The organism is Candidatus Dadabacteria bacterium, assembly GCA_026706695.1.
Taxonomy (GTDB): Bacteria; Desulfobacterota_D; UBA1144; order Nemesobacterales; family Nemesobacteraceae; genus Nemesobacter.
Genome location: JAPOYE010000045.1, coordinates 1 through 26,523, shown reverse-complemented (window position 1 = coordinate 26,523; position 26,523 = coordinate 1). Strand labels below are relative to the sequence as shown.

28 protein-coding genes are annotated in these 26,523 nt (G+C 50.3%); 5 read left to right on the top strand and 23 right to left on the bottom strand.

Annotation, left to right across the window (positions count from 1 at the left end):
* Together OXG10_03240 and mltG are read left to right on the top strand one after the other, a co-directional pair.
* Positions 1-592, top strand: a 592-nt coding sequence (locus OXG10_03240) for a glutamate 5-kinase (GenBank protein MCY3826385.1), incomplete at its 5' end; no start/stop codon positions are given.
* Complete coding sequence (gene mltG / locus OXG10_03235) at positions 589-1,590, top strand: endolytic transglycosylase MltG (protein MCY3826384.1); 1,002 nt, start codon at positions 589-591, stop codon at positions 1,588-1,590. The genes OXG10_03240 and mltG, both read left to right, overlap by 4 nt.
* Positions 1,591-1,624: 34 nt before the next feature.
* Here mltG and OXG10_03230 read toward each other — a convergent pair whose 3' ends face one another.
* The 22 genes from OXG10_03230 to OXG10_03125 all read right to left on the bottom strand — a co-directional run bounded on the left by OXG10_03230 (position 1,625) and on the right by OXG10_03125 (position 22,794).
* A complete protein-coding gene (locus OXG10_03230) occupies positions 1,625-2,779 on the bottom strand; it encodes a VWA domain-containing protein (GenBank protein MCY3826383.1) in 1,155 nt (384 codons plus the stop codon).
* Positions 2,780-2,796: 17 nt separating this feature from the next.
* Positions 2,797-3,753: a MoxR family ATPase gene (locus tag OXG10_03225; GenBank protein ID MCY3826382.1), complete on the bottom strand. Its 957-nt coding sequence runs from the start codon at positions 3,751-3,753 to the stop codon at positions 2,797-2,799.
* 199 nt (positions 3,754-3,952) lie between these two features.
* Complete coding sequence (locus OXG10_03220; GenBank protein MCY3826381.1) at positions 3,953-5,209, bottom strand: alanine racemase; 1,257 nt, start codon at positions 5,207-5,209, stop codon at positions 3,953-3,955.
* Positions 5,210-5,225: 16 nt separating this feature from the next.
* Entirely contained in the window at positions 5,226-6,194 is a 969-nt protein-coding gene (locus OXG10_03215) for a cysteine synthase family protein (GenBank protein ID MCY3826380.1), read from the bottom strand.
* Positions 6,140-7,549, bottom strand: a complete 1,410-nt coding sequence (locus tag OXG10_03210; protein MCY3826379.1) for a pyridoxal phosphate-dependent aminotransferase — start codon at positions 7,547-7,549, stop codon at positions 6,140-6,142. Before OXG10_03210 ends, OXG10_03215 begins: the two co-directional genes overlap by 55 nt.
* Positions 7,550-7,600: 51 nt before the next feature.
* The gene (locus OXG10_03205; GenBank protein MCY3826378.1) at positions 7,601-8,440 is read right to left on the bottom strand and encodes a class I SAM-dependent methyltransferase family protein; all 840 of its coding nucleotides are present in this window, start codon (positions 8,438-8,440) and stop codon (positions 7,601-7,603) included.
* Positions 8,424-9,038 (bottom strand): hypothetical protein, encoded by a 615-nt coding sequence (locus OXG10_03200; protein ID MCY3826377.1) that lies wholly within the window; start codon positions 9,036-9,038, stop codon positions 8,424-8,426. The genes OXG10_03205 and OXG10_03200 overlap by 17 nt, the downstream gene beginning before the upstream one ends.
* Positions 9,035-9,490, bottom strand: a complete 456-nt coding sequence (locus OXG10_03195) for a hypothetical protein (GenBank protein MCY3826376.1) — start codon at positions 9,488-9,490, stop codon at positions 9,035-9,037. Before OXG10_03195 ends, OXG10_03200 begins: the two co-directional genes overlap by 4 nt.
* The gene (locus OXG10_03190) at positions 9,491-9,895 is read right to left on the bottom strand and encodes an OsmC family protein (GenBank protein MCY3826375.1); all 405 of its coding nucleotides are present in this window, start codon (positions 9,893-9,895) and stop codon (positions 9,491-9,493) included.
* Between the two features lie 5 nt (positions 9,896-9,900).
* On the bottom strand, positions 9,901-11,097 hold the full coding sequence (locus OXG10_03185) for an MSMEG_0565 family glycosyltransferase (protein ID MCY3826374.1): 1,197 nt from the start codon (positions 11,095-11,097) through the stop codon (positions 9,901-9,903).
* On the bottom strand, positions 11,084-12,082 hold the full coding sequence (locus tag OXG10_03180) for a DUF2877 domain-containing protein (GenBank protein ID MCY3826373.1): 999 nt from the start codon (positions 12,080-12,082) through the stop codon (positions 11,084-11,086). Before OXG10_03180 ends, OXG10_03185 begins: the two co-directional genes overlap by 14 nt.
* A 34-nt stretch (positions 12,083-12,116) precedes the next feature.
* Positions 12,117-12,377, bottom strand: coding sequence for a hypothetical protein (locus OXG10_03175; protein ID MCY3826372.1), 261 nt, complete (start codon positions 12,375-12,377; stop codon positions 12,117-12,119).
* Between the two features lie 23 nt (positions 12,378-12,400).
* Entirely contained in the window at positions 12,401-13,750 is a 1,350-nt protein-coding gene (locus tag OXG10_03170) for an FAD-dependent oxidoreductase (protein ID MCY3826371.1), read from the bottom strand.
* 65 nt (positions 13,751-13,815) lie between these two features.
* The gene (locus OXG10_03165; protein ID MCY3826370.1) at positions 13,816-14,946 is read right to left on the bottom strand and encodes an MSMEG_0568 family radical SAM protein; all 1,131 of its coding nucleotides are present in this window, start codon (positions 14,944-14,946) and stop codon (positions 13,816-13,818) included.
* Positions 14,947-15,071: 125 nt separating this feature from the next.
* Positions 15,072-15,563, bottom strand: coding sequence for an MSMEG_0572 family nitrogen starvation response protein (locus OXG10_03160; GenBank protein MCY3826369.1), 492 nt, complete (start codon positions 15,561-15,563; stop codon positions 15,072-15,074).
* A gap of 108 nt (positions 15,564-15,671) precedes the next feature.
* A complete protein-coding gene (gene arcC / locus OXG10_03155) occupies positions 15,672-16,619 on the bottom strand; it encodes a carbamate kinase (GenBank protein MCY3826368.1) in 948 nt (315 codons plus the stop codon).
* Entirely contained in the window at positions 16,616-18,178 is a 1,563-nt protein-coding gene (gene fdrA, locus OXG10_03150; GenBank protein MCY3826367.1) for an acyl-CoA synthetase FdrA, read from the bottom strand. Before fdrA ends, arcC begins: the two co-directional genes overlap by 4 nt.
* A gap of 23 nt (positions 18,179-18,201) precedes the next feature.
* Positions 18,202-19,491: a DUF1116 domain-containing protein gene (locus OXG10_03145; GenBank protein ID MCY3826366.1), complete on the bottom strand. Its 1,290-nt coding sequence runs from the start codon at positions 19,489-19,491 to the stop codon at positions 18,202-18,204.
* Positions 19,492-19,502: 11 nt separating this feature from the next.
* Complete coding sequence (locus tag OXG10_03140; protein ID MCY3826365.1) at positions 19,503-20,090, bottom strand: cupin domain-containing protein; 588 nt, start codon at positions 20,088-20,090, stop codon at positions 19,503-19,505.
* Entirely contained in the window at positions 20,083-21,090 is a 1,008-nt protein-coding gene (locus OXG10_03135; GenBank protein MCY3826364.1) for a sll0787 family AIR synthase-like protein, read from the bottom strand. Before OXG10_03135 ends, OXG10_03140 begins: the two co-directional genes overlap by 8 nt.
* Positions 21,087-21,566 carry a GNAT family N-acetyltransferase gene (locus OXG10_03130; protein ID MCY3826363.1) on the bottom strand — a complete coding sequence of 160 codons (480 nt, stop codon included), beginning with the start codon at positions 21,564-21,566 and terminating at the stop codon, positions 21,087-21,089. Before OXG10_03130 ends, OXG10_03135 begins: the two co-directional genes overlap by 4 nt.
* On the bottom strand, positions 21,559-22,794 hold the full coding sequence (locus tag OXG10_03125) for a transposase (GenBank protein MCY3826362.1): 1,236 nt from the start codon (positions 22,792-22,794) through the stop codon (positions 21,559-21,561). Before OXG10_03125 ends, OXG10_03130 begins: the two co-directional genes overlap by 8 nt.
* Positions 22,795-23,025: 231 nt before the next feature.
* On the opposite strand from OXG10_03125, the gene OXG10_03120 reads away from it, so the two are divergent.
* Entirely contained in the window at positions 23,026-23,394 is a 369-nt protein-coding gene (locus OXG10_03120; protein MCY3826361.1) for a zinc ribbon domain-containing protein, read from the top strand.
* A gap of 84 nt (positions 23,395-23,478) precedes the next feature.
* Entirely contained in the window at positions 23,479-24,336 is an 858-nt protein-coding gene (locus OXG10_03115; protein MCY3826360.1) for an amidohydrolase family protein, read from the top strand.
* A gap of 9 nt (positions 24,337-24,345) precedes the next feature.
* Here OXG10_03115 and OXG10_03110 read toward each other — a convergent pair whose 3' ends face one another.
* Positions 24,346-25,173, bottom strand: a complete 828-nt coding sequence (locus OXG10_03110; protein MCY3826359.1) for an outer membrane beta-barrel protein — start codon at positions 25,171-25,173, stop codon at positions 24,346-24,348.
* A gap of 249 nt (positions 25,174-25,422) precedes the next feature.
* Here OXG10_03110 and OXG10_03105 point away from each other — a divergent pair, with 249 nt between their 5' ends.
* Entirely contained in the window at positions 25,423-25,995 is a 573-nt protein-coding gene (locus tag OXG10_03105) for a hypothetical protein (protein ID MCY3826358.1), read from the top strand.
* Positions 25,996-26,523: the final 528 nt, after the last annotated feature.

Here is a 26,523-nt window from a genome sequence, read left to right as displayed (position 1 = left end):
CTTCGACAAGGACCCGGCGAAAGACGAAAACGCCAAGCTGCTTTCCACAATCGAGGAGATAGATTCCAGAATAGAATCCTTTGCCGGAGATACTTTCGGCAAAACCACTTCCGGAGGAATGAGAACCAAGGTCCAGGCGGCAAAATCCGCCGCCGCCTTTGGGGTGCCCACTATAATCGCGAACGGGAGAAGAAAAGATTTTCTTCTGAACATCTTTAACGGCCATGAGTATGGAACCGTGATACTTCCGACAAGGGAAAGACTCACAGGGAAAAAACACTGGATTGCCTATACGCTTAAGCCTCAAGGGAAACTTATACTGGACGAGGGTGCGGCCGAGGCTATTACTAAGAAAGGCAGAAGTCTTCTTCCTTCGGGTATAAGGGAAGTTCAGGGGGAGTTCGAGATAGGAGAGCTTGTGAGCTGCTTTAACTCCTCTGAGGTTGAAATATCAAGAGGACTTTGTTCCTACGGTTCTTCAGAGGTGAGGAAGATCCTCGGAAAGAAATCATCTGAAATAGAGGATGTGCTCGGGTACAGATACAGCGACGAGATAATCCATCGAAACGAGATGGTGATACTTTCCAGATGAGTGAGACTCGTAGATTTAACCGGTTCTCAAAGGGACTTGTGGTTTTTGTTTCCTCTCTGTTGGCTTTGTCTGCCTGGTTTTATTTCCTAGACGGCTTTCCAGCTGAGACAAAAATTGTCGAGATACCGCAAGGCCTTGGCCTGTCCGCTATAGCGGAGAAACTTGAGGTAGAGGGAGTGGTAAGAAAAGCAGAGGTTCTTTTTTTCTCGGCTTTTCTAAGCGGAACCCATAGGAAGCTTAAGCACGGCGAATACGTGTTTTCGGCCGGCGAGGCACCTTATACTGTTCATAGAAAGTTGCGTCGCGGCGAAGTGTCCTTAAAGAGAGTTACCTTCCCCGAAGGGATTACTCTTGTGCAGATGGCCGGAATTCTCGATGCCTCGCAGATAGTTTCCCGGGAAGAGTTTCTCGCGGTTGCGGAAAACAGTGAGTATTCCACGAAAAAACTTGGCGTGGACGTTTCGAGTCTTGAAGGATTCCTTTTTCCCGACACTTATTTCTTTGCGCGTGATTGCTCTGCGGAGAAGGTAATTGAAACAATGCTCGGTAGATTTCGGGAAGTTTATGCGACGCTTGGTATTGCGAGTCCGCAACCCGATATCAAGGAGATTGTGACTATTGCATCACTAATAGAGAAAGAAACGGCTTTTCCCCCGGAGAGGCCTCTTGTATCCGCCGTAATACGCAACCGGCTTCGCAAAGAGATGAAGCTTGAATTTGACCCGACGGTGATCTATGCTCTTGGCGAGAAGTTTGACGGCAATATTAGGAAAAAAGATCAGAGTTTCCCTTCTCCCTATAATACCTACGTGGTTTCGGGACTCCCTCCGGGTCCGATAGCGGCTCCCGGTCTTGATTCAATCCGCGCGGCACTCGAGCCGGCGGATGTTGACTATCTTTACTTCGTTTCAAACGGAGGCGGGGTCCATGTTTTCTCAAGCACATATAGGGACCATCAGAATGCCGTGAAAAGGCTTCTAAAGAAGGAAAAGCAGTGACTTTATGCGTCCAGAGCACCTTTGATCAGGTGCGCTAGAGTTCTCCCCTGAACGCTTTTGCGAAGCCGTCATGCTGCGATCTGGCAATCTTTTCTTGCTCCGCCTGCAGATAAGCTCGGTCCTTTCTTTCTATACGTATTATGTCGTCCCGGCCCTTGGACGCCATGAACTGTGTTCCGACCGTTTCTTTTGAGAGTATTTCAAGTATTGGCGGGTAGTTCTTCGATCCGATGAATATGGAGTGTATGCAGACGCCTATGCTCTTTGCGCGCACCCTCTGCGCTTCTACATTGGGATCGCCGGAAGTTGGAATCCCGTCGGTTATAAAGAGTATGTGCTTGTTTCTAAGCCCCCTGCCTCGGAACTCCTTAAGTGCGTCTCCCAGAGCTTCCTCGTAGTTGGTGTTGCCCGAGCAGTCCGTTTTCTCCGCCAGACTTTCTATCCACCTGTAATCCCTGGTGAAGAAGCGTGAGTTTTTTGTGTGTTTTCTTGAGCGGTGGTTAAATTCCAGATAGCCGATTCTCATCCTCTTTCTTCTCGCAAGCTCTATTACTCCCTTCACAACGGATGAAGACCACTCGCTGTATACTCCCATCATCGAGGTGCTTACGTCCCTGAGAATAGCTATTTCTCCTCCGAGCGTCTCTTTTTCGCGAAGGTGAACCCGCGGCAACTTGGGGGAGGTGTGCTGTGACCATATGAACGCCTCTACGGGATCTATATCCTCGACCTCGTCAAAAGAGGACATGCGCTTCCATCTTCTGGGAGAGCCTCCAGGGTGGGAGGTTTTCTTGGCCATGCTTTTTTGGAAATTGCCCTCAAGCACTCTCATGATGCGTTTTATGTTCTCGGCAGTTTCCGAATTCCCCCTTCCCGGGATGACCGTTTCATCATCCTCTCCTGCCTTGGTGGATTTGCTGCTCATGTAGGCGCGCGCGGATTTGTCTTCTCTTTCCGTGTTTCCGCTGTCCTGCGGATTCCCCGTGGGATCGCTTGGCACGTCCTGACCTTCGGGGGGAGCCATTTCGCTCTGGTTGTTGTCAAGGTTCTGCTTCAGGTCCCGCAGCGCGTCAAAGAAGGTTTTCTGGGCCTCGGCAAGCGGATTCTCGGTCTCCTTGTCCGCTTTCTCATCAGGAATTTCTCCTTTGGGTTCCTGAGAGAAATCCTGGTCGAACTCCGAATCAGGCATCTGATCCGGGTCCGGCGTCAGTTTGTCATCTGGCTTTTTTTTTTATCCTGAACGATATTCCGAAGAATATTGTCCATTTGGTCGTAGACCTCGGGAGGAACCCGGAAGGCCGTCATGTATCTTAAGACGTCAAGGTCTTCTCTTGAGCATACATCTCTTTCGTTTAGAAGCGCGTGGGAGCGGATAAGCTTGAGCGCTTTCACGAAAAATGTCCTGTCAGTAATAAGGGAGTTGGTTTCGTTAAGCCCGAAATCCTCGATCATTACAGCCGTAAAATTCGCGAGACCTTCCTGCACATCGGGTGGAATCTGGATTTTTTCAAGTTTTTTATAGCTTTTGTCGAAAAGTTTTTTGCTTACCCTTTTCGGTATTTTTTCTTCAAACGGCTTTTCGGCGTAAAGCTCGATGACCTTCTTGGCCTCATCCCATTTTCTTCCGTAAGAAATTCCAAGAGCCTTTACCTGGAGAATGAACCGGTCAAGATTTGCTGGATCAAGGGGTTCGTTGTAGTACTCGTCCGCCGTTGGATTGCTCGTCGCTATAGCGGTCAGAAGGGGAATGGATTCGCTGAAGAATTTTCTTTCGTTGAGTATTCTAAGAAGTATGTTGAGCGATTCACCGGGCGCGCGCGATATGTCGTCTAAAAGGCAGATCTCAGATGTCAGTATTCCGCCCTTTATGATATCCTGCTTTATCCTTTCTCCGAGTTCGGTTTCCTCCTTTACTATGGTCAGGTCTCCGACAAGTTCCGAGAGCCGGGTGTCTCTATGAAGCTGGTAGAAAAAGAAATTAAGCTGCGCCGCTTTGGAAACGATTTCCGAAAGCATGGTCTTGGCTGTGCCTGGAGGACCTTCGATGTAGATGTGTTCTCTTGAAATTATTCCGAGAAGAAGAGCGGTTTTTACCTCATCGTGCCCGATAACATGCTTGTCCATCTCTTCCCTAAGGGACGCAAAGGGGTTAGCAGGGTTCATTCATCCGCTCCTGAAAAAAAAAGGCAATGAGCGTTATTATTACATAAAGGGATATTTTTTTCAATCTGTTTCAGCGTGAAGCCACGATGATTCCGTTATGATCCCAGAATCCACTCACAAGTACAAGGGGCGACAGAATCACCGTGAGGTGGAGCATTTTTACGCATCTAGGGACATTTAGCGCGTTTTACCGACGGTTTCAAGTATCCGTCACTTCTTCGAGTTCCAAGACATCATCAATCGTTTCGGCCCTTCTGATCACCCGTGCCGTGGCGTCTTGGAGCATAACGACGCACGGTCTCGGGTAAATAAAGGGGCTTCCCTGAGGAATGTTGTATGCTCCCACGTTCTCCACAACGATTTTATCTCCCTGTTCCAGTTCGTTTACGAGTGTTTTGGCAATGATATCCGTTTGAAGACATAGAGGACCGTATATTATTGTATCTCTTAGCTTTTTTCCGGAAGGTCTAAGCGGTCTTATCTCTTGGGAACTCCAGTACGAAGTGGGAAGGCTGTTTGTTCCGGCATCGGTTGTTACTGCCCTCTTCCCGCCTTGAAGCTTTCTTGAAGCCAAAACGGTCGTTATAAGGAAAACCGCATCTTTTACAATGGCCCTTCCGGGTTCCAGAAGCAAAACGGGACCATCTTCTCCGAATTCGTGAATTAGGGGTTCCGTAACCTTGTTTACGTATGCGCCCAGGTCTTTTATCGAGGGAAATCCTCCTCCAAGATCGATATATTTTATTTTGACGCCAAGCTCTTTTTCTGCTCTTTTTGCCAGTCTTGAAATTTTTTTGACGGCGATCTCATACATGCCGGCGTTTTTGGGCCAGATAAGCCTTATGTTTTGGGCTGGTGTATATTCTCCCTCTCCGCCTGTCTCAACTATGTAGCTTGTTAGGTGCAGGTGAAGGCAGATGACGTTAAGAGCCCCCGTCGCTTCGCATAGTTCCGCCATTCTAAACGCCTCCCCGGTTTCAAGATTAAAGCCGAAGCGGTCAATTTTCTGATTTATTCCTACGTCCGCGTTGATTCTGATTCCGATGTCCACGGGTCTTTTGAGTTCGCCCGCGATTTCGCCAAGCAGCCTGATTTCATCTTCGTTATCAGCGTTTATCAGCGTTCCCTGCGAAACCGCGATGAGTAGATCCTTTTTGGTTTTGCCGGGGCCGTTAAAAATTATTGAACTGCCCGGAACCCCCAGTTTTCTAGCTATATCGTATTCAAATCCGGAGGCGACCTCGGCCCAAGCTCCCTCTTGGTGGATTATCTTTAGAATCCCGGACAGATAATTCGCCTTGTATGCGTAGGCGACTTCGGTGTTCGGGTATTTTTCGCGGAACATCCTTTTGAATGCTCTGACGTTGTTTTCGAGTGTTTCGGCGGATACCAGAAACAAAGGGCTTCCGTATCTTTGAACGAGGCTGTCAACGTATGCCGGATCGATATTTTTCATGACATGACGGATTGCGCTAAACGGCGAATTTCGACAGGTATTTCAGTCCCGTATCGGGCAGTATGACCACGACGCGGCGGTCTTTTTCAAATGACCCGCGATAATCAAGCGCCGCTGCGACAACAGCGCCGCCGGATCCCCCGGCAAATACTCCTTCTTTGCTTATCAGATCGCTTACGGTCTCATAGGAGCGCTTGTCGCTTACTTGAACCACGTCATCGACAAAGTCGAAATCAAGAGCACCCGGAATAAAGTTTTTCCCAATGCCTTCCACTTCGAAATTTCCGGCTTGAGGTACTGTACCTTCCCTGTAATATTCCCTGAATACCGAACCAACCGGTTCCACACCTATTATTTTCGTGCCGGGGTTTTTTTCCTTGAGATATTTCCCGACTCCGCTTATGGTGCCTCCGGTTCCTATACCGCAAAACACCGTGTCCACCATACCTCCGGTCTGTTTCCATATCTCGGGGCCCGTAGAGTGGTAATGTGACTCGGGATTTAATTCATTGAAGTACTGATTAACATACAGGGCACACCTTTCCCTTGCGATTCTCTGAGCTACCTTGTAACAGCTTCTTCCGTCGCTCGGGGGCAGTCCCCTCGGCGTGAGAACTATCTCGGCGCCGAACAGCCTGAGGGTTTTTATTTTTTCTTTGCTTACGGTTTCTGGAATGGCGAACAGGCACCTGTAACCTTTGAGCGTGCCGATCAGCGCGAAGGAAAGTCCCATATTGCCCGATGTGGATTCGACTATCAGGTCTCCGGGTTCCAGGGCGTTGTTTTTTTCGGAAATCTCCAGTATGTATCGTGCCACTCTGTCCTTTATGCTTCCGGAAGGATTGAAGAACTCGAGTTTGGCGTAAAAATTCGGGATACGGCCGGAGCTGATGTTGCTTAACTCTACAAGCGGCGTGTTACCTATCTGATCTAGTATGCCGCCTGACGGTTCTTTGCCCTGTTTTTCAATTCCCGAAGGATCCATCCTGCCCTCTCATTTTGTCTTTGTTCGAAAAACCTTATTACGCTTTCTGTGTAGATGCCCGTCTGGGCTTCCTCTATGGCTTCGCCGAGAGAATCCTCTAATCTTTTTAGTGCATGCTGGTCGGGATGCGAAAAATTCAGTCTGACGTAGTCAGTGGCGCCGCTGTCTCCAAGACCGTCACCAGGGTATACGGCTATATTTCTTTTAAACAGAGAGACTGTCAGTTCCTGCGCGGTTACCCCCGTGCCGCTTGCGTCTATCACCATAGAAAATCCGTAACTCGGTTCAACGGGTATTTCTATTCCCCGGGTGCGGGCCACGATGTCTTTTATGAAATGGTAGTTTTTCCTGATAATTTCTTCTGTTTCGGTTATGTAGCTGTCGTCCTTAAGAGCGGCTAGCGCTCCGTACTGGGCGATCAGGTTGGTATTAAGGCGCGTTAAGGAGACTTTCGTCGTGAGACACGCCTTCATGATGTCCGGATGTCCAGCGAGAAAGCCGATGCGAACAGCGGCCATTCCGTATCCGTGCGAGACGCTGTAGATCGAAACCACGTTGTCTGTGTTCGTGTCTTTGCAAAGCGAACTCATGGGGAAATGCTCGCTGTGGGGATCGATTCTGTGGGTGTTATGGGTTATGTCGTTCATTATTATGATGTCGTTATCTCTGGCGATCTCGATCAGCGACAGCAGTTCTTCTTTTTTCTGTACCGTGCCGAAGGGGTTTATGGGATCGCAGACTATTATGATTTTCGTTTTCTCGGAAAGCAGCTTTTCGATTTCAAGCGGGTCTAGCCTGAACCCGTTACCGGCGCCAAGCGTCGTTTTTACAGGAATTCCTCCCGCCATCAGGATTGCCGATTCGAAATGAAAATAGCCGGGATCGGTGATTATAATTTCATCGCCCGGGTCCGTGAACGAATTAAGGACATAGGAGATACCCGCCTGAGCACCCTCGGTGCCTATCACTTCAAAATCCCCGCCTCTTCTGCGTTTGAACACGGATTCGGCGCATAAGTCCCTGAGAGGATTTATGAGGTCGGGAGAATAAGGGTTTATGTTGGAGGGCAGCGTCCGTTTTTTCATTTCCCGAACCGCGCTCCGGGGAGGACCGCAGTGGCAGAGCATCCAGCCGAAATCGGCCCACTGCTCCGGATCAAGGTCAATTCTGCCGTCGGTATATATCCGGGAGGGATCCATGCCCAGGATATTTATCGCGTCCCGGTAGGTCATGTAGTTCCACATTCCATGCGGGCTTCGGGTGACGGAATCCAGTTTTCCGGATTTTGTTCTTTCAAGCAGTGGAAGTGTTTCCGATTCCGACTGCCAGCCCAGTACGAATCGTTTCTGGCTCAATTGCCCGACTCCGGATTTCCGTGATCGCGCGTTCTGGAAAACACTATCTTATTACCTCCTCTTCATCATTACGACGGCGTATATATTATAAGGGTCCATTACGATTTTAGGACCTCCGAACCCTGCTTCTTCTGCCCAGCCGATGATCTGCTCTGCTGACCGGAGATGCCAGACGCATCTTTCCCCGTTCTGGTTCTGAAGAACCCTTGCGATTGACTCTATCTGCGGGTTTTGCGTCTGGACGTTAAAAAGGAGGGCCTTGGGGCGAAGAATCCGTCCGACGTCAAGCAGGTGAGAGCGCAGGAGGGCGTCGTCGTGTATGATTCCGTAAAGGCCGACTTCGATCAGAAGATCGGGCTTTGGTTCTATGCGTTTGAGATTTTCGGTGTCAAGCGCATTGCCTCGGCGGAACCTGACTCTGTCGCTAAAGCCCAGTTCATCTGAGATATTCCTGCTTTCTTGAAGAGAGGATTCCGCTATATCGCAGAGCAGGACTTTTAGTTTGCGGTCGGAAGATTTTAGGATTTCGTAGATGTAGTCCGCTTTACCCGAGGCGAGGTCGACTATGAAAGTTGGCTTCCCGTCCCTTTCCCGCAGATATTGATCTATCATGTCAATCTGTATCTGCTTTATCGACCTGAAAGCCCTGCACGTAACCTGATCCAAAAACATCCTGTCGAGAATCCGCCCGACGCCGAATCTTCCCCGTGCCTTGTTATCGTAGATGTAGTTCATGATAATTCCCGAGTCGAACCCGTAGGCAAACCCCTTGTCGATTCCGCATGACAGCCTCCCGAATGTCCTGAGAAAGGCGGCAAGAAGCCTGTAATACAGGTTTTTCGCTGAGTAGCGAGGCAGAGGCTCTCGAAGCTGTTCAAACGTTTGGGACATCGGGAAGTGAATACCAGATTATTTCTTGTTCCTCTCTTTCGGAGTATTTATCTTCGGCTACGGTTTTTACGGTTTCCGCGCGGTCTTTCTTTGAATCGCTGTCGGCCTGCGATCGGAAATATCCCCGCAGCATCGATAAATGATCCTCGACGTCTTTTTTCACCTCCAGCAGCACTTCCCGGTTTCTGGAATCGGCAACGCTTATGTACAGTTCCAGCAATTCCTTGAAATGCACAAGCGATCCCCAGGCGTACGCAAGAGAGTCAAAGGTGTTGTTATAGGTGTCGAGAATGTCGTAGATTTCCTGTCCGATTTCAGGAGGTCTGTAAGATTGCGGGTTCTGGCCAAGCTCTTTTGCTCTGTCGGAAAAAAGTTTTGAGTGTCTCGCGTTATCGGCGACTATCCTTGAGATGATGATCTTGGTTTCTATGCCGTTAACCGAGGGGAGCTTGGCGCCGAACAGATCAACCCATGAGAGCATGCCGTAGGCGTGTCTGCTGAATACCTTGCCCAGTTTTCCGGGCTTTGAAAGAACTTCCTTTAATTTCTCGGGGTTTCGTATGCTGATTGAATTTCTCCTCGACTCCTGGCGAATCACGTCATTTTCTTTAACAGGTTGATAAGCTTCTTGTTTCCTTTAGCCGGAACCTTCCACTCCACATGTCTTACCTCAACTCCCTGGGCCGCAAGGGACTCGCCGAATATCTCAAGGCCCACGTTAACAACTCTTAGCTGTTCATTAAGGATATTCGGTGCTGCCGGGGCTGCTTGCGAATCGTCTGATGAGATCAGCGTCTCTATTTTTTTAATTGCTTGTTTGGCAAGCTTCTTTGATTCCGCTTCGACGATGATTACAAGATCGCTTCCTTTGGCTTTTTTGATTTCATGTGTAAGGAGGCCTGCGGAATCCAGGGCATATTTGGCCTTATCCGTAGCCATCACCGCGAAAGCATTTTTTACCCCGTCAACCCCGCTCGCGGTTTTCGAAATACGCATGAGGCGCAGGGAGTCATAGTAGGCGTTTTTCCTGATTTTGAATTCAATTGCCAACTACATGCTCCCTAAGTCCGGGGTTATGCTGTACTCGATGGGACAGCCTCCCTTGATTGTATTCGTAATGAAACAGTAGCGCTTCGCCGAATCCACAAGATCCTCAAGGCTGCTTCGGGCGATGGAGCTTTTAACACTGATGATACACTTGGAAAACAGGAATTTTCTTCCGTTCTTCTCACCCGTAACGTCAACTTTCAGGTCTTTTAGCATGATTTTCCTTCTGCTTGCCGCATAAACGATGGCAAGACAGAAGCACGAAGCCAGGGAACACAAAAAAAGCTCCGTGGGCATCATTCCCGTATCCTCCCCGCTGAATTCAGGTGCTTCGTCAACCGGTATTTCAAACTGCCTCGCGTTTACGGTTACCTGATAGTTTTTCTTCCAGATTGCCTCAACTTTCATTGTTTTCACCTCTTCTGCGCCGCGCGTAAAACACTTCCGTTCAGTACGTATCTGTATATGTTCAGATGTTCAAGCGCCACGCTGTCCCATCCGTATTGTCCCGCGGTGTCTGTGCCACCGGCTATAAGCTTTTCACGCAAATCTGCGTATTCCAGTATTCTGATAATTCCATTCGCGAGAGCCTCGCAGTCCATGGGAGAGACAAGCAGGGAGTTTTTCCCGTCTTCCATAAATTCCGTGAGCGGCTCTATGTCGGAAGCTATGACCGGTACGCCGGAAGCCATGGCTTCAAGCACGACGAGTCCCCACCCCTCTTTTAACGAGGGAAAAACAAAAACATCAGCGGCGTTATAGAGATCGGCAATCAGTTCTTCGGGGACTCTTCCCAGAATGAAAATATCTTCTCCCATCTCTATTTCCAGTTTTTTCATCTCGGAGAAAAACTCTTTGCGGTAATCCCTGTAGTCAAAAAGCGTTTCCCCGCCTCCGAGAAGCCAGACTGCCCGCTCATTCTTTGTTGCAAAGTGCGCCTTTACCCGGGCAAACGCTCTTAGGGTTGATATAGTGTTTTTGCGGGGTTCGATCCCACCGATGGTAAGAACCGTTTTACACCCGTCGGCTGAGAATTCAAGCTTCGAGGCTTCGGCGGGCTTGCTTCGGGCAGCCGCGCCGTAAAACTTGGCCAGGTCGACACCGTTTCTTACCCGCTGTGGTCTGAGAGAGTACTTGTCGGCAAGCTCCTTTTCCCAGTAATTGCTTACGACCAGCAGGTAATCAGGTTTCGTTATGCTTTTCATCTGACATTCAACAAGAGATTCCGATACAAAATCGTCAACGTGATGAACGGTTCTGAGAAAGAATTCTATCCGGCCTCTCTGCCTTATATCCAAAAGTGCGTTTGCCGATATGCAGTCCTCGGCGTGGTAGATATCGTAGGTTTCCTCAAGACCGCTCAGGTAATCGACATATGCTTTTATGTAGCCGTGGATTTTTTCGTCCATGCAGCTGAATTCGTTTTTTGGACATGGCACCAGAGTGTGCGGAATGTCGACTTTTCTGAAAAATCCGCCTTCTGTCCCGAGCGCGTAAACATGAACTTTCTGTCCAAGTTCTCTTAGTTTCTCCGCGAGGTTAAGCGTGTGGACCACTCCTCCCCTGGGTTTTGTCGAATAGGTGAAAAGCGCGATGTTAAGCTGTCTCATGCAAAACCTCTAGATTCTCAAGCCTCGAGACCAAAAACCTGATTCCGTAAAATACCCCAATAGCAATATCGGCCCCGGAAGTTTCCCCCATCCTGACCAGCGTTTTTGAAGCCTCGGCGTTCCTCTCCATGTCTTCGGTAAGAAGGCAATGGATCAGGTTGACCACCGCGAGGGGGCACACTCCCTCGCGGGCCTCCCTCAACATGCTTGAGCCGAAAACCGTGGTTCTTTGCCGTGCCTCTTCGTAAATACTTCCGGCAATTTCATCGAAAAACCCGGTGTCGTCACTCATGCTCAGCACCGCCGCTCCGGTCTTGAGACTGACTAAAAGTCCGCAGAGAAAATCGTCGCAGGACGGCGTGAGTCCCGGTCCGAGGCCTATTATGGTCTTTGCGCTTTCCGTTATTGCCGCCTTGTCAAGTGAAAAAATTCCCCACATCACTCTTTCGATGCCGGGTCTTGCTCTCTCGGCGAAGCTGTCGTTACGGGGTTTTAAGAAAAGGTCGATGGAACCGACAAGTTCCACGTTCTCAAGCAGCGGCACGAGACCTTCCCTGCTGGGACAGGTGTATATCACGTCCCGAAGCACTCTCAGATTAAGCTTTATTATCTCAAGAGGGCGAACCGAAGCGCTATCCGGGACGGCGGGCGGTCGCCATTTTGCGACGCCGTGGATATCGGCAATCGCAACTCTTTTTCCTATCAAGACATTTTTTTCTCCGCAGATAACCTCCATGCCTTGTTCGACTCCCATGGATTTAAAGTTCGAATGCCGGTCTTTTTCCTCCACTATTATCGAACTTGCCGAAATGTACTGTTCATATGGGATAACCCTGATCAGCTCATCTTCGCCGACTCTTATATAGAAGGAATTTTCGAATACCCCTTCAATGTTCGCGGGGCTTTTGAGGCTTGCCAGAGTTTCGTAAGCGTTAACCCCGATCGTTCTTGCGTTCAACTGTTTTATGGCGCTTCCTTTCGACATTGTAATGGAGAGGTCTGCAGAGCCGGGGGAAGGGTTAATCGAATTTCTTCCATTTTGGACGATTGCCCCCCGGATAAGAAGTCATCAGAATTATTTTTCTGCGAATTTTCCAAGGGATGGCAAGGTAAATGGGGACGAACACCTTTCTCCACAGAAAAGGGAGCACTCCCCTGTCACGGTAAGCGTCGGAAGTACAATCCGGGTAACGACTCGCCATATCATCCGCCGCGGCTTCAAGCAGGTACTTTTCCGCGTTTTTTCTTAACCAGCCGCCTGATGGGTTATTTTCTGACAATTGGCTTCACCTCTTTAAAACAGTTACCCGCCGGCCAGTTTGGCCAACCCCGCCTGTGCCGCCAGGGCGATAGGCTCCATCAAGGCTCCTATCGGGGGTGAATACACGTTTTCCATCCATGCGAAATCTTCGAGCGTAGCTCTGCGCTTGATTGAAAAAGCGAGAAAATCGGCTCTTTCCTTTATTCCTTCCCCCCCGGCCATCTGGGCGCCCAGAACCCTGTGGGTTTCGGGGTCTGCAATGAGTTTCACTCTCATTCTTGTTACTCCGGGGTAGTACCTGGCTCTGGATATCCCTTGTGAGAAAGCGACGACGTGAGGTATTCCGAGAGCCTTGTGGAGCGTTTCGCCGAGAGATACCCCGCCGATCTGTATCTTTCCGCCCACCATGCCCCAGGGCACGTACACGGGGTCGTACGCGCGGTCATCTCCCGCGGCATTCGCCCCGGCTGTTCTTCCCTGGGAGTAAGCGTGGCTTCCGGAGAGCCCTTGAATGGGAATTTCCGTGACTCCGTGCACCACCTCGGCGCAGTCACCGGCGGCGTAGACGCCCTCGACGCTGGTTCTCATGTGGTCATCAACCAGGACTCCTCCGGTAGATCCGAGTTTTATCCCCGCTTCCCGGGAAAGAGTGTTGTTCGGTACCTTGTGAGTAGCGACTATAACGACTTCACACTCTATTTCACCCTTTGACGTAACCAGGGATTTCACCTTGCCGTCCTGGCCTCTTATTTCGTGGACCTTGGTTCCGAAGTGCATGTTAACGCCCAGTTCTTCAAAGTTCTCCTGTACCGGCTCCATGATATCCGGGTCTGCCACCTCGGACATAAGCCAGCCGCCTTCGTCCACGAGATGGGTCTCAATTCCTCTTTGCGCCAGGTTGCCCGCCATCTCAATACCAAGAGGAGAGGCGGATAACACGGCGATTTTCTTTATGCTGTCAAGCTGCTTGTCGAATTCCATGGCCCTTCGTATGTTCTTCACGTAATGAACGCCGTCAAGATTGATTCCCGGGATCTCGGGATTTCCGTATTCGAATCCAGTGGCGATTATAAGCCGGTCCCACGGAAATTCCTCGGAACCAACCGCCACGACCTTTTTATCAAGGTCTATCCCCGTTACTTTCGTGTTGTATTTGATGTCAATTCCGATACCGGTGTAGTGCTCGGCGGTTTGAAGAAAAAGATTCTTGAAATCTGGAATTTCCCTGCCGTGGACAAAGGGGATGCCACAGGGACTGTAGGCTACGTCTTCATACTCGGTAAAGAGCGTAACGGATGAATCAGGGTCGGCGAGACCCCTCGCTGTGGAAGCCGCGGAGATGCCGCCCGCTCCTCCGCCTATTATGACAAATTTCAGTTTCTCTTGACTCATCTGCGTCTCCTCAATTCGATCTGCGATCCGGGGTTACGAGGCTTCGGATCATGATTTTTCCCGCATCAATTTATCGGGATCGATTTCTTAAATTTCTTAAACCTTACCGTCTTTGACTCGTGCAGTCTTTCAAAATCGGGAAGCACGGAACATTCTCCGCAACTTACGCAGCCGGCTAAACCGCTTTTAGATCCTCCCTCGTATCTGGCGAGGACCTTAGCGGCTTCGGAATACACGTATTCCATAACTTCGGCCGCAGGCGGCCTTACGTTTTCCATCGGGGTGCCCGCGATAGGCCTGAAAGGCACTATGAAGGGGTAAACTCCTATCTCGGCGCAAATCTCGGCGCCTTCGATAACCGTTTCCAGTCTCTCGCCGAGACCGACCAGTATATAGGTGCTTACCGCCCATCTTCCGAAAACCCTGACGCCCTCTTTCCAGGTCTCTATGTATCTGTCGAGTCCTATCATGGCCTTGCCCGGGGTTATTTTTTCGAATATATCCGGGTCGAACGTTTCGATATGGACTCCGAGAGCGTCCACCCCTGAAGACTTCAGCTTCTGCAGCCAGCCCAGGTCTTCAGGGGGAACAATCTGGAGCTGAATCGGAAGCCCGGTATGTTTTTTAACCTCGGAACATATCTCGGCGTATTTTTCAAGCGCTTTTTCCTCATCAGGCGCAACGCCGGAAGTGAAAACAATGTTGGAAATGCCGTCGAGCTCCTTTGCGAGTTGAATTGTCTCAACAAGTGCTTTTGCGTTTTTGAATCCGACGGTACTTCTGTCCTTAAGAGTAAGCTCTATTCCGCAGAACTGGCACCTTCTCTCGTCCTTCCAGAAATCACAGGTCTGAAGGAGAGTAGTTGCAAAAGTGGTCGGGCAGTGCAGAAGTCCGATTTTCTGCATGGGCACTCCGCTTGAGGTTTTATGGTCGTAAAACCTCCCGTTGCCCATAAGCTCAACCTGCACCAAGGCCACTTCATCCCGGAAAATCCAGTCCTCGCCGTTTATCTTGTCAAGATGATAAGGCGATGATTCTACGAAATCGCCGACAACCGGGACATTCGCGTCGGTATCGGGAAGGATCCTGAGATGAATTCCTCCCGTGGGACCGGCTCCCCCTCGCCTGATATTCTTAGAATCGGGAATTCTCAGACCGTAACTCTGCAACTCTACCTTAAGGGTTGTAGAATCCATTTTTCACCCCCAGCGTTTTTATTTCACACAACACCCTTTCCACTTACCCCCGTTGGCAAGCGGATTAAAACTGCCGGTAACTGCTGGCAGCCCTGTCTGGACAACGACGTGAAGTCTCTAAAACCTCAGACTGTCCACGTGCTGAACATCATGGCTCCCGCCCTGTGATGCTCAATAACTATGTCCAGTATGTCCGTAGGATGAATCGGCGTAACTCCCTCGATAAAGCTCGATTCATTCTGGCCAAGAAGCGCGGCCGCGGAGAAACGGCACGCGTATACCGTTATTCCCTCCGAGAGGAGCCTCTTGACGAGATTCGGATAAAGCTGTATGCCGGCACCGTAACCGTCATCTCCAACATTCGGCCAGCCCCTGTAAATCGGTATGCCTGAAGCAGGACCGTAGAAAAGAACCGAAACATCATAGCCTTTTCTTTTTGCCCTTATAGCGGTAAGCATGTTTATACCGGCTACAGAACCTTCATAAGGAACCGAATGTATGAGAAACAAGGCTTTTTCCCCTTCATTCGCCTGATGATCAGGAAAAAGCTTTTCTTCGTAGTCCACAAGAGCTTTCCCCTCCTGGGGTCTCTCGCTTTGTACTCTGTCTACTGCCATTACTGCACCTCCTAAAAAAGATATCTATATATATTGTCTTCTCCGGGATTCCCCGGAAATTCTGGCGTTGGCTGTCTATGAGGCTTTTCACCAGCGCTTAATTCCATTTTAATCCATTTCATTGATTATTTCAGTTCCTTTTTTTCCCTCAAGAGCCTTAACCGTCGAATTTGCCGACGTTATAACCGCTCGCCTGCCTCCCTTCCGCAAAAACCTTATCGCCGCTTCCACCTTGGGGCCCATACTTCCTTGTGGAAAATGTCCTTCCCTGAGGTATCTTTCCGCTTCTTCTGTCGTAATTTTCTCCAGATCCACCTGCCTCTGAGTTCCGAAAAACAGCGATATCCTGTCCACCTGCGTAATTATGGCGAGGGTTTCAGCCCCAATGAGAGTCGCAAGTTTTTCCGAAACCAGATCTTTATCGATCACGCCGCTTACTCCCCTGAGTTCACCGTTTTTCCCGCGGACAACCGGCACTCCGCCCCCTCCGCATGCAACGACGATAAACCCTCTTTCTATCATCTCTGCTATTTCTTCTTTCTCCACTATGTCCACCGGCTTGGGCGAAGGCACGACCCTCCTGTATCCCCTGTCGGAATCTTTTTCTACTCTCCAGTTTTTCCGGCGCGCGAGAGAGTCGGCGGTTTTTTTATCGAAAAACGGCCCTACGAATTTTGTCGGGTTTGAAAAAGCTTCGTCATCCTCGTCTACCACTACCTGGGTGATGATGGCCGCGACGGGTTTGTTCAAGTTGTTTTTTCTGAGATGATTTCTCAGTGCCTGAACGATTAAGTATCCGATCTGGCCCTGGGTCATCGCGCCGCATACGTCGACGGGCATGGGCGAGACCGCCCAAGGGGTGTATTCCTGCTGGAGCATCAGGTTTCCCACCTGGGGTCCGTTTCCATGAGTGATGACAATTCTGTAGCCCGATTCCACAAGCTTCACCAGTTCCCCCGATATACGTTCGGCGAAAGCGAATTGATCCTGGTGTGTTCCGTGATTCCCATCGCCTGAAAACGCATTACCTCCAAAAGCAACGACGGCCAGTTTCATCGCCCCGCACCTCCCTCTGAGGCAAGCCGCGCGATCAGAGCCGCAGCCCTGGCCCCCTGAGCATTGGTTAGCGCAATTTTTATGCCGCTTCTCCTTAACTTTTCCCTCTGCAAGCCGAGACTCTGAGGATCGTCATCCGTACCGCACACGTACGCAATGAAGGCAAGAGACCTGTTTTTGCTTCCGGCTATTCCCCTTGCTTGCCAAATGGCCGGGAGAAGCTCCCCGGCGGGGTCGGCGTTTGAACCATGGCCCAACACGATATCGAGGAGAATTACCGCTGTCCTCGGATCTTTTGCTTCCCTGATTATCCTTTCGCTTCTGAGCGTGGAGTCGATCATCGGATGGGGACGTCCGACGGTAAATTCTTCTTCGCCGAGATCTACGCAGCAATGCCCGCGGCTTTTGTATGAGTCATTGAGCAGACAGTCTTTTGACAGAGGCGCGTTTGAATAAATCTTTCCAAGAGACGAAGTGAGTATTTTCTGGGCCTCATAACACAAGGTGCCACCTGAAAACAATCCCCTCACGTATTTCTGCGAAGGGCGAAGCGACTTGACAAAATCCTTCGCGTATCTTTTCAGGCTGGAATCGGAAACTCCGACCCGCTTCTCTCCCCGCCTGCGCGCGATGTTTACCGCAAGCAAAGACAGTTCTTCCAGCGTATCGGCAAAGAACACGTTTTCTTCTGCGTCAATTCGGTTTTCGCCCAGCAGGCACACGGCAAAAGGTTTTTTTCCGCGACGCGCCGTTTCGATTATTTTTTTTACTACCTTTGTCGGGGCCGGTTTTGAAACCAGCAGAATGATCTCCGTGTTTTCGTCTTTGTGGAGCAGTTCCATGGCTTTGATTGTCATCAGCCCGCCCACTTTTTCGGAGAGGTCTCTTCCGCCGACTCCGATTCCGTGAGAAACGCCGAGTCCCCAGTTATGAATCAGGCTTGCTACCTCCTGCATGCCTGTCCCTGAGGCGGCGACAATTCCCACGGGTCCCCGTCTTACGGTGTTGGCAAACCCGAAGCCCGCTCCGTTTATTATCGCGGTCCCGCATCCCGGTCCCATCATAAGCAGTCCCCTGTCCGCTGCTCTCCGCTTAAGTTCAACCTCTTCGTCAAGACCCAGGTTGTCGCTGAAAAGAAAGGTATGAATGTTGTTTTTTATGGCTCTCGCGACTTCAAGTTTCGCAAATTCTCCCGGAACGGATACAACAGCGATGTTAGGGTTGCCCGGTGGACTTAGAGCTTCTTCAAAACTTTGGTATCCGACCGTACGGTCAGCCCCGCCCGAAGGCGCGGCCAGAAAGAAATCGACTTTTCTCAGAGCATCATGGCCCGCTGTCTCCGATTCTGCCTCGACAGCTACTATAAGATCATTCGCGCCGAGTGAGTGCGGCGCGGTTTTGACTAATCCCGCGTCCTGAAGCGTTTTTAGATTCGCTTCAGTGGCCATTATGGCCAAAGCCCTTCTGATACCCGGGGAATCAGTGAGTTCCCTGCTTATCTGCATAAGCTTCATCGAATCTTGGTAATGATTCTGTTTTACGGTGTTGAGCGTTACCAATACGTACCTCTCGCTTTTATAGTCTATGCCGCTATATCATGCCGTCTCCCAAATGCCAGAAGCGCTTTCTCGAAACATTCGTAAGGCGCTTTAGCTATTCCGGCTCCTATCTGTCCGGCTCCCGAGCTTTTATGCACAATCGCGCTGTTTATGCTCGGCAGTATAGCCGTGTCTACCACTTTTCTTATGTCAATCCCGGTCGGCGTGCCCTGAAAATCTAGGGAAGGTATCGCGAACTTGGGATTTCTGGCCGTTGTAATGAGATTCATACTGTTCGTGATGTCCACCGCGTCGCTGAAGCCCCCCCCGGCAAACGACGCCATGGAAGGAGCGGCGGCTATTGCGAATCCCCCAAGGCCCATTGTTTCGATAATGGAGCTGTCGCCTATGTCGGAAGCGGCGTCTTCCGGTCCGTAGCCGAGGTTGTAGAGAGCGTCTTCCAGATAAGGCGATTTCGCCACGAACCACCTGTTTCCGAGCCCGCTTACCCTTATGCCGAAAGCGGTTCCGTTTCTTGACATGGCGGTAACCAAGGTGCTGTCGGCGATGCCGTGGGCCGCGTCTGTGGCGAGCTTGCATCCGGTCATGGTGAAGTTGAGAAAGAAGTGGCTGTTTGCGGACATGAATCTGTAAACGGCCATTGCCTTTGCGCGCGAAATGTTCAGAGAGAAAAGAGGTTCGACGATGTTTTTCAGAAAAATGTTGGTGCAGGCGCCGTGGCGGTTATGGCATTCGTCTCCCATCTGTATCCCCTGGGACAGTATGTTCCACACTGAGATTGGCTCGGCGCTTGCGAATGCTTTTTTCATGACTGGAGCGAATTTGTCTCTTATCCACCTGAGGCGTTGCAGCGTCTTCTCTCCGAACGACCCGAACCAGAGCGCCTGCCCGCCACCTTCGTTAAACGTTGAATAAGCTCTTTTTCCGGTCGTTAAATCCTTTGCGACGACCACCGGCATCGAAGCGGAGATTATTCCCGTCATAGGTCCAACGCAGTCATGGTGGTGGTTCGGAGAAAGGGCTATTCTGTCTTCCAGCACCATTTTTTCAGCTTCCGATGAGTCTTTTGCCAGCCCCTCGAATATAAGTGCGCCCCGCACGGCCCTTTTCATCGGGTCGCACATCCTGCGCCAGCTGATCGGCGGGCCTGCGTGCAGAATGGTTGAGGGAGTCATTCCGGGAACAACGTCAAGGGCTTTTTGCACTTCTTCAAGCACAGGCTCGACCGAAAACAGCATCTCAAGCGCGTAGGCATTCGCGGCGTCGATGCGTGCTGGCAAATCGGGCTTTTTTGTTTTTCTCCCGGCACTCACAGAATAACTCCTCAGGAAGCCTCGATGGAAAGCACCCATAATAATTTCGCGGGAACTTTTCCAGTGTTTTTCCATTTATGGTCCAGATGGGTTCTGAAATGCAGACTGTCCCCCGGACGCAGATCATAAGTTTTCTTGTTCACCTCAAACCTCATTCTTCCCTGCAGACAGTAAACCAGTTCCTCTCCCCGGTGACTCATGCTTTTTTTGCCGCTCGAAGCGCCCACTTTCACCGTGGCGTATGCTGCGGTCATTATGAATTCTCCGTACTGCTTGGCGGATATCCCCTGCAGGTCCAGGCCTTTTTTAAAAGTAAATACGGGTTTGCGCCCGTTTGAATTTATCAGGCAGACGTCTTTGTCTCCCGGTCCCTCTTCAACGAAATTGCTTATTTTCTTCCCGAGCGCGTCGGAAATTTTCATCATGGTGGTTATGGTCGGAGTAATTCCGTTTGATTCAATCTTGTGGATAGCTGCCGCGGATATACCTGATCTGTCCGAAAGATTTTTAAGGGACCATCCTTTTTCCATCCGAATGGCTTTTATCTTTTCTCCGAGCCTCGCGACTATGCGCTCAATCTCTTTGTTCTGCTCATTCATTGGCGGCCTCCCTTGATTCGGGGGTTTCCATGTAATATCCCCGCCCAAGATCCCAGAAAAGCTCCTTGTGGCCGTCTTTATTTTTGAAATAGATTTCCCGCTCCGCGCTTACCTCTCCTATCTTTTCGCATAAAAGGCCGGAATCCCTGAATTTCTCGCGGACTCTTGAAGTTTTTCCCGCTCTCAGGGAAAGAATGAAACCGTAACTCGGAAAAGTAACCAGCCATTCTGCCAACCCGACGCCAGACGGCACCGGAATGTCATCAACGTGAATCTCGGCGCCTTTCTGGGAGCACTCAAGGAGCATCAGGATCGAGCCTATAGCACCGGCCATGCTGATATCCTTGGCCGAGTCGGCAAGTTCTTTTTCTGCAAGTCCGGGCAGAATCTCAAGATGGCGCAGCGCATCCGTTTTGCTTAAGCCGCTTGACGAATCCCAGAAATTAAACCCTGAATAGAATTTTCCCTCGCCTCCGACCACCATAACGAGATCATCGCCTTCTCTGGCGTTAAAACTTGAGAGAAGCTTGGAGGCTTTTCCCAGGATGAATACGGCGAGGGTCAACTCGCTTGTTTCGCTACTCAGGTGGCCTCCGATTACAGGGACGTTGTATCTTTCGGCGTTATAGTGTATACCCGAGAGCATCTCGTCCGTTTTGGCGATATCTGCTGAGCAAAGCACGTCCAGAATCGCCAGAGGTCTTCCGCCCATCGAATAGATGTCGTTTACGTTTGTCAGGACCGAGGTTCTTCCGGCAAGGTAGGGGTTTGATTTCAGAAGAGGCTGGTATACGCCTTCCGCCGCTGCAAGCAGGTAGCCTCCGTCATGTTCGATTGCCGCCGCGTCATCGCCGAGACGCACCTGCTTTCCCTCGACCCTTGCGAACTGGGGAAAGAAATTCCAGACGTTTGTTATGTTGTTTTTTTCACTCAGTCTCGGGGAGCGGTGCAGAGACCTGATCAGATCTTTCATCAACCCTGTCGTGATTTTGCGGTTCACGCCTTCCCCCCCCCTTCTCCAAGTTCGGCTTCCATCAACTGATGGGGGATCCCATGGTAGATGAGCGGTTCCCCCGAGCGTTTCCAGTTGAGTCTTTCAAAAAACCTGACGTTCTGCGGCTGAACGTATGCTATGAACCGCTCGCATCTTCTCGTTTTTACTGTTTCTACGGCGAATTTGACGAGATAACGCCCGACTACTCCGTTCCGGTAGCCGGTAGCCGCGCTCAGACGGCCTCCCACCCAAGTGTTTCCTTCGAGGTTGTAGCATCTGACGCCACCGACCATTCTATCGCTTGGTTTCTCAATGGCCGCTATGTGTATCGCGGCCTCGTCATATTCGTCAATATCGGTTCCGGAGAATATCTTCTGCTCCCTTACGAAAATATCTTCGCGGAGCTTGTAATAAGTTTTGAGGTCTTTTTCACTTGTAATGATTTTGAACTCAAATTGGGAATTATATACTTGACTAACCATCTGGCTGCCTCGTATCAATTTCACGGGTCGTCGGAGTCCTCTTAAGGACGGAACTCTCCTCGCCGTGCAGCTGCGCCATTCCCAGACGCCTTATGTTAATCGCGGCGTTCGTGTCCGCGTTGGACACATAGCCGCAACTCACACACTGGAACCGTGCCTGAGATTTACGGTTCTCTTTTTCTGCGTGTCCGCAACGCGAACACGTCTGAGATGTATACGCGGGATTCACTTTTATCAGTCTCCCGCACTTGTACTCAAGATTTCTTCTTATCTCCCCCATTGCTGTATCAAGCATCGCCCTGTTAAGCTCTGCTTTCTGTTTCACGTTTCTCCCCGGATTCTCTACGGTACCCTTTGCGGAAGCCGTCATGTTCTTAACCTTTAAGTCTTCTGTGACTATTGTTCCGCACTTCTCTGAAATCTCCTCTGTTGTCTTGTGAATCCAGTTCTTCCGTGTATTGGCTATTTCCCTGCTTACCTTTCTAAGTTTCTTCTTTGTGTCTTTCTGTCTGTTAGATCCCTTTACCTGCCTTGCCATCCTCCGCTGATACCGCTTCCGTCTTGCTTCTTTTTTCCTTAAATCGGGCAGGAAGTAGAAACGCCCGTCGGAAGTGGCGACCTGGCGCGCGTTCATGTCAACTCCCAGAATCTCACCGCCGTCCGGTCTTTTCTCCACTTCAACCTCATAGGAAACAAAGGCTCTCCACCTGTGCCCGTCATGGCGAAGCACCACCTGTTTCGGTGTGCCGCTCTCCCATGGATTGCCTCCCCCGCGGGTCATCTTTACCCAGCCGACCCTGGGGATAAGAAGCAGGGAGTATTTCTTATCGATACTCTTTATTCTGAAGTTCTCTTTGCTTGGAAGCGTGAAGGGGGGCGCGTGCCTGTTTCTGCTTCTGGGCTTCGGAAAACCCTTCTTGCCTGCCATTGCTTCTCCAAGCGCATCGGCAAAATACTTGAGAGTATGTTTTATGGGATTGGCGGGAAGCTCCAGAAGCCAGTCCGTCTCGTGTCTTAGCCTAGTGAACTCAAGGCCGAGGGAGAAATAACTGGTATGCGGTCTCTGCCCCTTGCCGTTTCTGAATGCCTGGTACTCAGTAAGGTTCTTCTTCCTGAAGTAATTCCAGACATACCGACAGGCTCCGGCCATCTGGAACATCTTCCTCGCCTTTACCTTGGATGTAGGCAAAACGACAAACTCTACTGTACGTATTTCTTTAACAGTCATGATACTGGGTTAGTCAGGTATATAATTCCCAAATTTCTCCATAGGTTTTAATCTGGCATTATATCTACTATATTTAACACATTATCAATTTTAGTGAACAAGGTCAACCATTTCTAGGAAGGTCCCCGGTAAAGGGAAAAACAGTTGCGGGAATGCTTTGGGAGGGCTGAGGATTAGCTTGACTGAAATGTAGCATTTCCTTTATACTTGGTCATTGCAGGGATATTTTGAATGCCTATCTATGAATACGATTGTCGGGATTGCAAAAAGACCGTTTCCATATTTTTTCTGACCATTTCCGAAGCCGAAAACGAACAAGCGGTTTGTCCCGAATGCGGGCAAAGCGGTCTCAAGCGCGTCCTTTCCTCAACTTCATTGGTAAGAGCCCGCACGGAATCCAAGAAAACAAATTCGCCGAAAGTTCCTGAAGACGATAGCCAATCGCTGGCTGAAACGATGAAAAAAGAAAGCCGCCGCTCCAAGCAGGATTACGGAGATGATTTCAGGGAAGTGACCCACAGGCTTGAAAAAGGGGAAAAACCTGATTCCATCGAGAAATCCCTCCGCGCGCGCGTAGGTGAAAAGATGCAGGCACATTGAATTTCACGATCTTGCGGGATGCCGTAAAAATTCAATGTTTGATGGGTGTTTTTATAACAATTTTCAAGATCGAGGAGGTCGTTCATGGATATAGTCAGGAGAAAGCGGTTATTTGATAACCACAGTCATATAGGTCCCGTCCCGGGATTTGCCTATTACGGTTTACCCGAAGCGGTCAAGCCTACCACGGATTACCAGACCGCGGAAGAATATATAAAGGGAATGGACAAGCACAAGGTTGACAGGGCGCTTGTAATGTCAAATTACGGGTATCCTGATTCCGCCCAGCCCTTTGAACTCAATCCGCTTGTGGCGGAAGGTGCGGAAACGTCTCATGACCGGTTGCTGGGTGCGATATGGGTTTCCGCCCTGCCAAAGGACAAGGAACGAACCCGGGAAGCGCTTAAGCTTATCGGGGAGAAAGGGTTAATAGCGCTTAAGACTACGTGTCTTCTGGGCGGCACTTTTGACCCGGAGCAGTGGGACGAGGAGTCCGCGGAACTCTGGAACATGATTCTTGACGCCGGAGCCGAGCACGACATGCCCCTTCATATTCACACGAGTCCGGGGGGAGGTTCCGATATCGATAACGCTCTTGCCCTCATAAAAGAGTACGGGAAGCGCAACAAGATTCATGTTGTTCACATGGGAGGCGGAGTCAGCGGTCATATCAAGTTCGTCCCGCGCTTTTTCGAACTTATCGAGGAGGGATACCAGGTATACACCGATTCCTCATGGGCCGTGGGTTTCGGGTCCACGTGGATACTCAAGGAGATCGAGGAAAGAGGCATAGGAGCGGACCGTTTTCTGTTCGGGTCGGATATTCCGTGGAGCGATTTCGCTTCCGAGTACTGGAAGATAGAAGGCGCGGACATTTCCGAAGAATTAAAGGAGAATATCTTCTGGAATAACGCCGAGAAGCTCTACAGCAGATTCTGGTAAGGCGAAAGCTCAGAAGTAAACAACCGCTTTTATCGAGAAACCGGTTTCGCTTCCGTCAAGCGATACGGGAACCTCTATGTTGCTCTCATCAGGAAAAGTCTCCCGGTCTTCTTTCTTGTACAGAGTGTGACGTACCTCGCCCCGGATTCCTATGCTGTTCCCGATAACCTTTTCAATGCCTCCCCCGAACGTAAGCGCGTTGAAAGTCTCGTCGTGGGAATCGGTTCCTCCCTCAAACTCGTCGTCTTCGCAGAGTTCCTTTCCGTTAAAGCAGCCGTAGTAATCAACCTTTAACTCCGCGTTCACGCGGCGCACGCCGCCTAGAACATAGATGCCGCCACCCGTACCCAGAAGTGAAACCAAAGACGGGGGGCTTGCTCCAAGCACCAGCGTCGCGCCGTAGCTGTTTTTCCTGTCCACGCTCCACTCATCGGGCCAAGCTTCTCCGCGCTGGTTCCGCCCCGGTGATTCTCCCTCTCCGGGAAGCATTCCACTCACCGTGCCGTCGTGAACCTGACCGTCAACTTCGATGCCCAGGTAGAGGGTGTCGTTCGGGTCGAGACTAAGCCGGTAGCCGACAAGGAGACCGCCGCCAACCCCCGTTTTGCTCGCCGAATCACTGGTGCTGTAAATTTCCCCGGCCTGCAGGAAATCACTCGGAGCGTCAGTGTTGTCAACGGTCTTGGCGTGTTCAATGTCAGAGTGTTGAACTCCGCCCGAGATGCCGACGTAAAAGCTGCCGCTTTGGGCCGCCGCGTTGGCGGAGATGCCGAAGGTTATTGCAACCGCGACTATGAAAATCCAGAAAGCCGCCTCTTGGTTCTTAATTATCTTCATAATTTTCTCTCCCGAACTGTGTTGTTGTTTGCGGAACTGGTCCGCATGCAGAACTGAACGTTTAAGCATATCTGCCCTCAATGCATTTATATCCTGAAAATCCCGCGTTGTAAAATGAAGTGGTCAGGATGCGTTTGGGGCCGCGGTTGCTCGGGGAAACCTTCCCTAAGGAAAAACGGTTATAATCAGAACCCGCAGGTATGGTTCTTTGTCCTAATTGCGGATTTTTTAGTTCCAGGGCTGGATTTGATGGACGCGGAAAAAATATTTTACGGCGTAGACGAAGTAAAAAAGAGAAAATACCCGCTTAGGCTTATCCTGATAGCGGTTGTTTTCGCACTCGGTCTTGGGGGCTTTAAATCCGGGTTCTTCCCCGAGCGGGGGTTCTGGCAAAGCGACGATATTTCCCGAAAGCTGATCGTGAGAAACACCGAGTCCCAGTGGATAACCACCAAGAAAGGCTATCTTTTCTTTGTCCGCGGGGAGATCATGAACGAAGGCGATGTGCCCGTCAGCCACATAAAGCTCAGAAGCAGTTTTCAGGTGTCGGGGCGGACAGTTTACGTTCAGGACTTTTATTCCGGCAACACTCTTTCGATGCAGGACATAAGAAACGCCGATACGGATTATTCTCTTCAAAAGCTTAGCAGAAAAAGCGGGGATGACCTCTCGGTGTTTACCGGAACAGAGGCTTCGGCCAATTTCAACATAAAGCCCGGCAACACTGTTTTCTTCAATACTTTCTACCTTTCCGTTAACAAGATACTGGGCCTTAAGTACCAGATCGAGATTACGGACTTCGAAGTGATGTCCGAAGGCTAGGGGAAGCCGTCCGTGATCGCAGACTTACTGGGGGGGTCAGCACCGGATTCTGCCTGAATCGGACAAGATGACCGTTGTATTGCCGGAATACGAACTGATGTCGCGGTGTCCCTGTGTTCGTTACGGAAACCTGAACTCCAAAAACCTTCACTGCGTAACTGCTTTATTTTAGATTTTTTTTTGGTACCGCGAGAAACATGGTATATTGTTTGCAAGGTGTCCGAATAAATCGTAATATGCAGTGAGGTTATGCATTGAGCGGAGGGGGGACTACAGGTTTAGAGGAGTTATGTGCGAAGGATGCTTGAAAACCGTCGCTAAGCCATTTGTTCACAGTTTGCATTCCGGCACCAAAGTCCGGGAAAACGACCTCACGGCCGAAGTGTTCAATTTCCGATTGCCAGAAATGTCGGGTTTTTGTCTGCCATTGACAGAGTGTGATCAAACCGGTTGTTGCCCGGCTCGAATAACTGGGGACTTCCTACCCTTTATCAAGCAAAAAATTTATATTTAGGCCGAGTTCGTTTT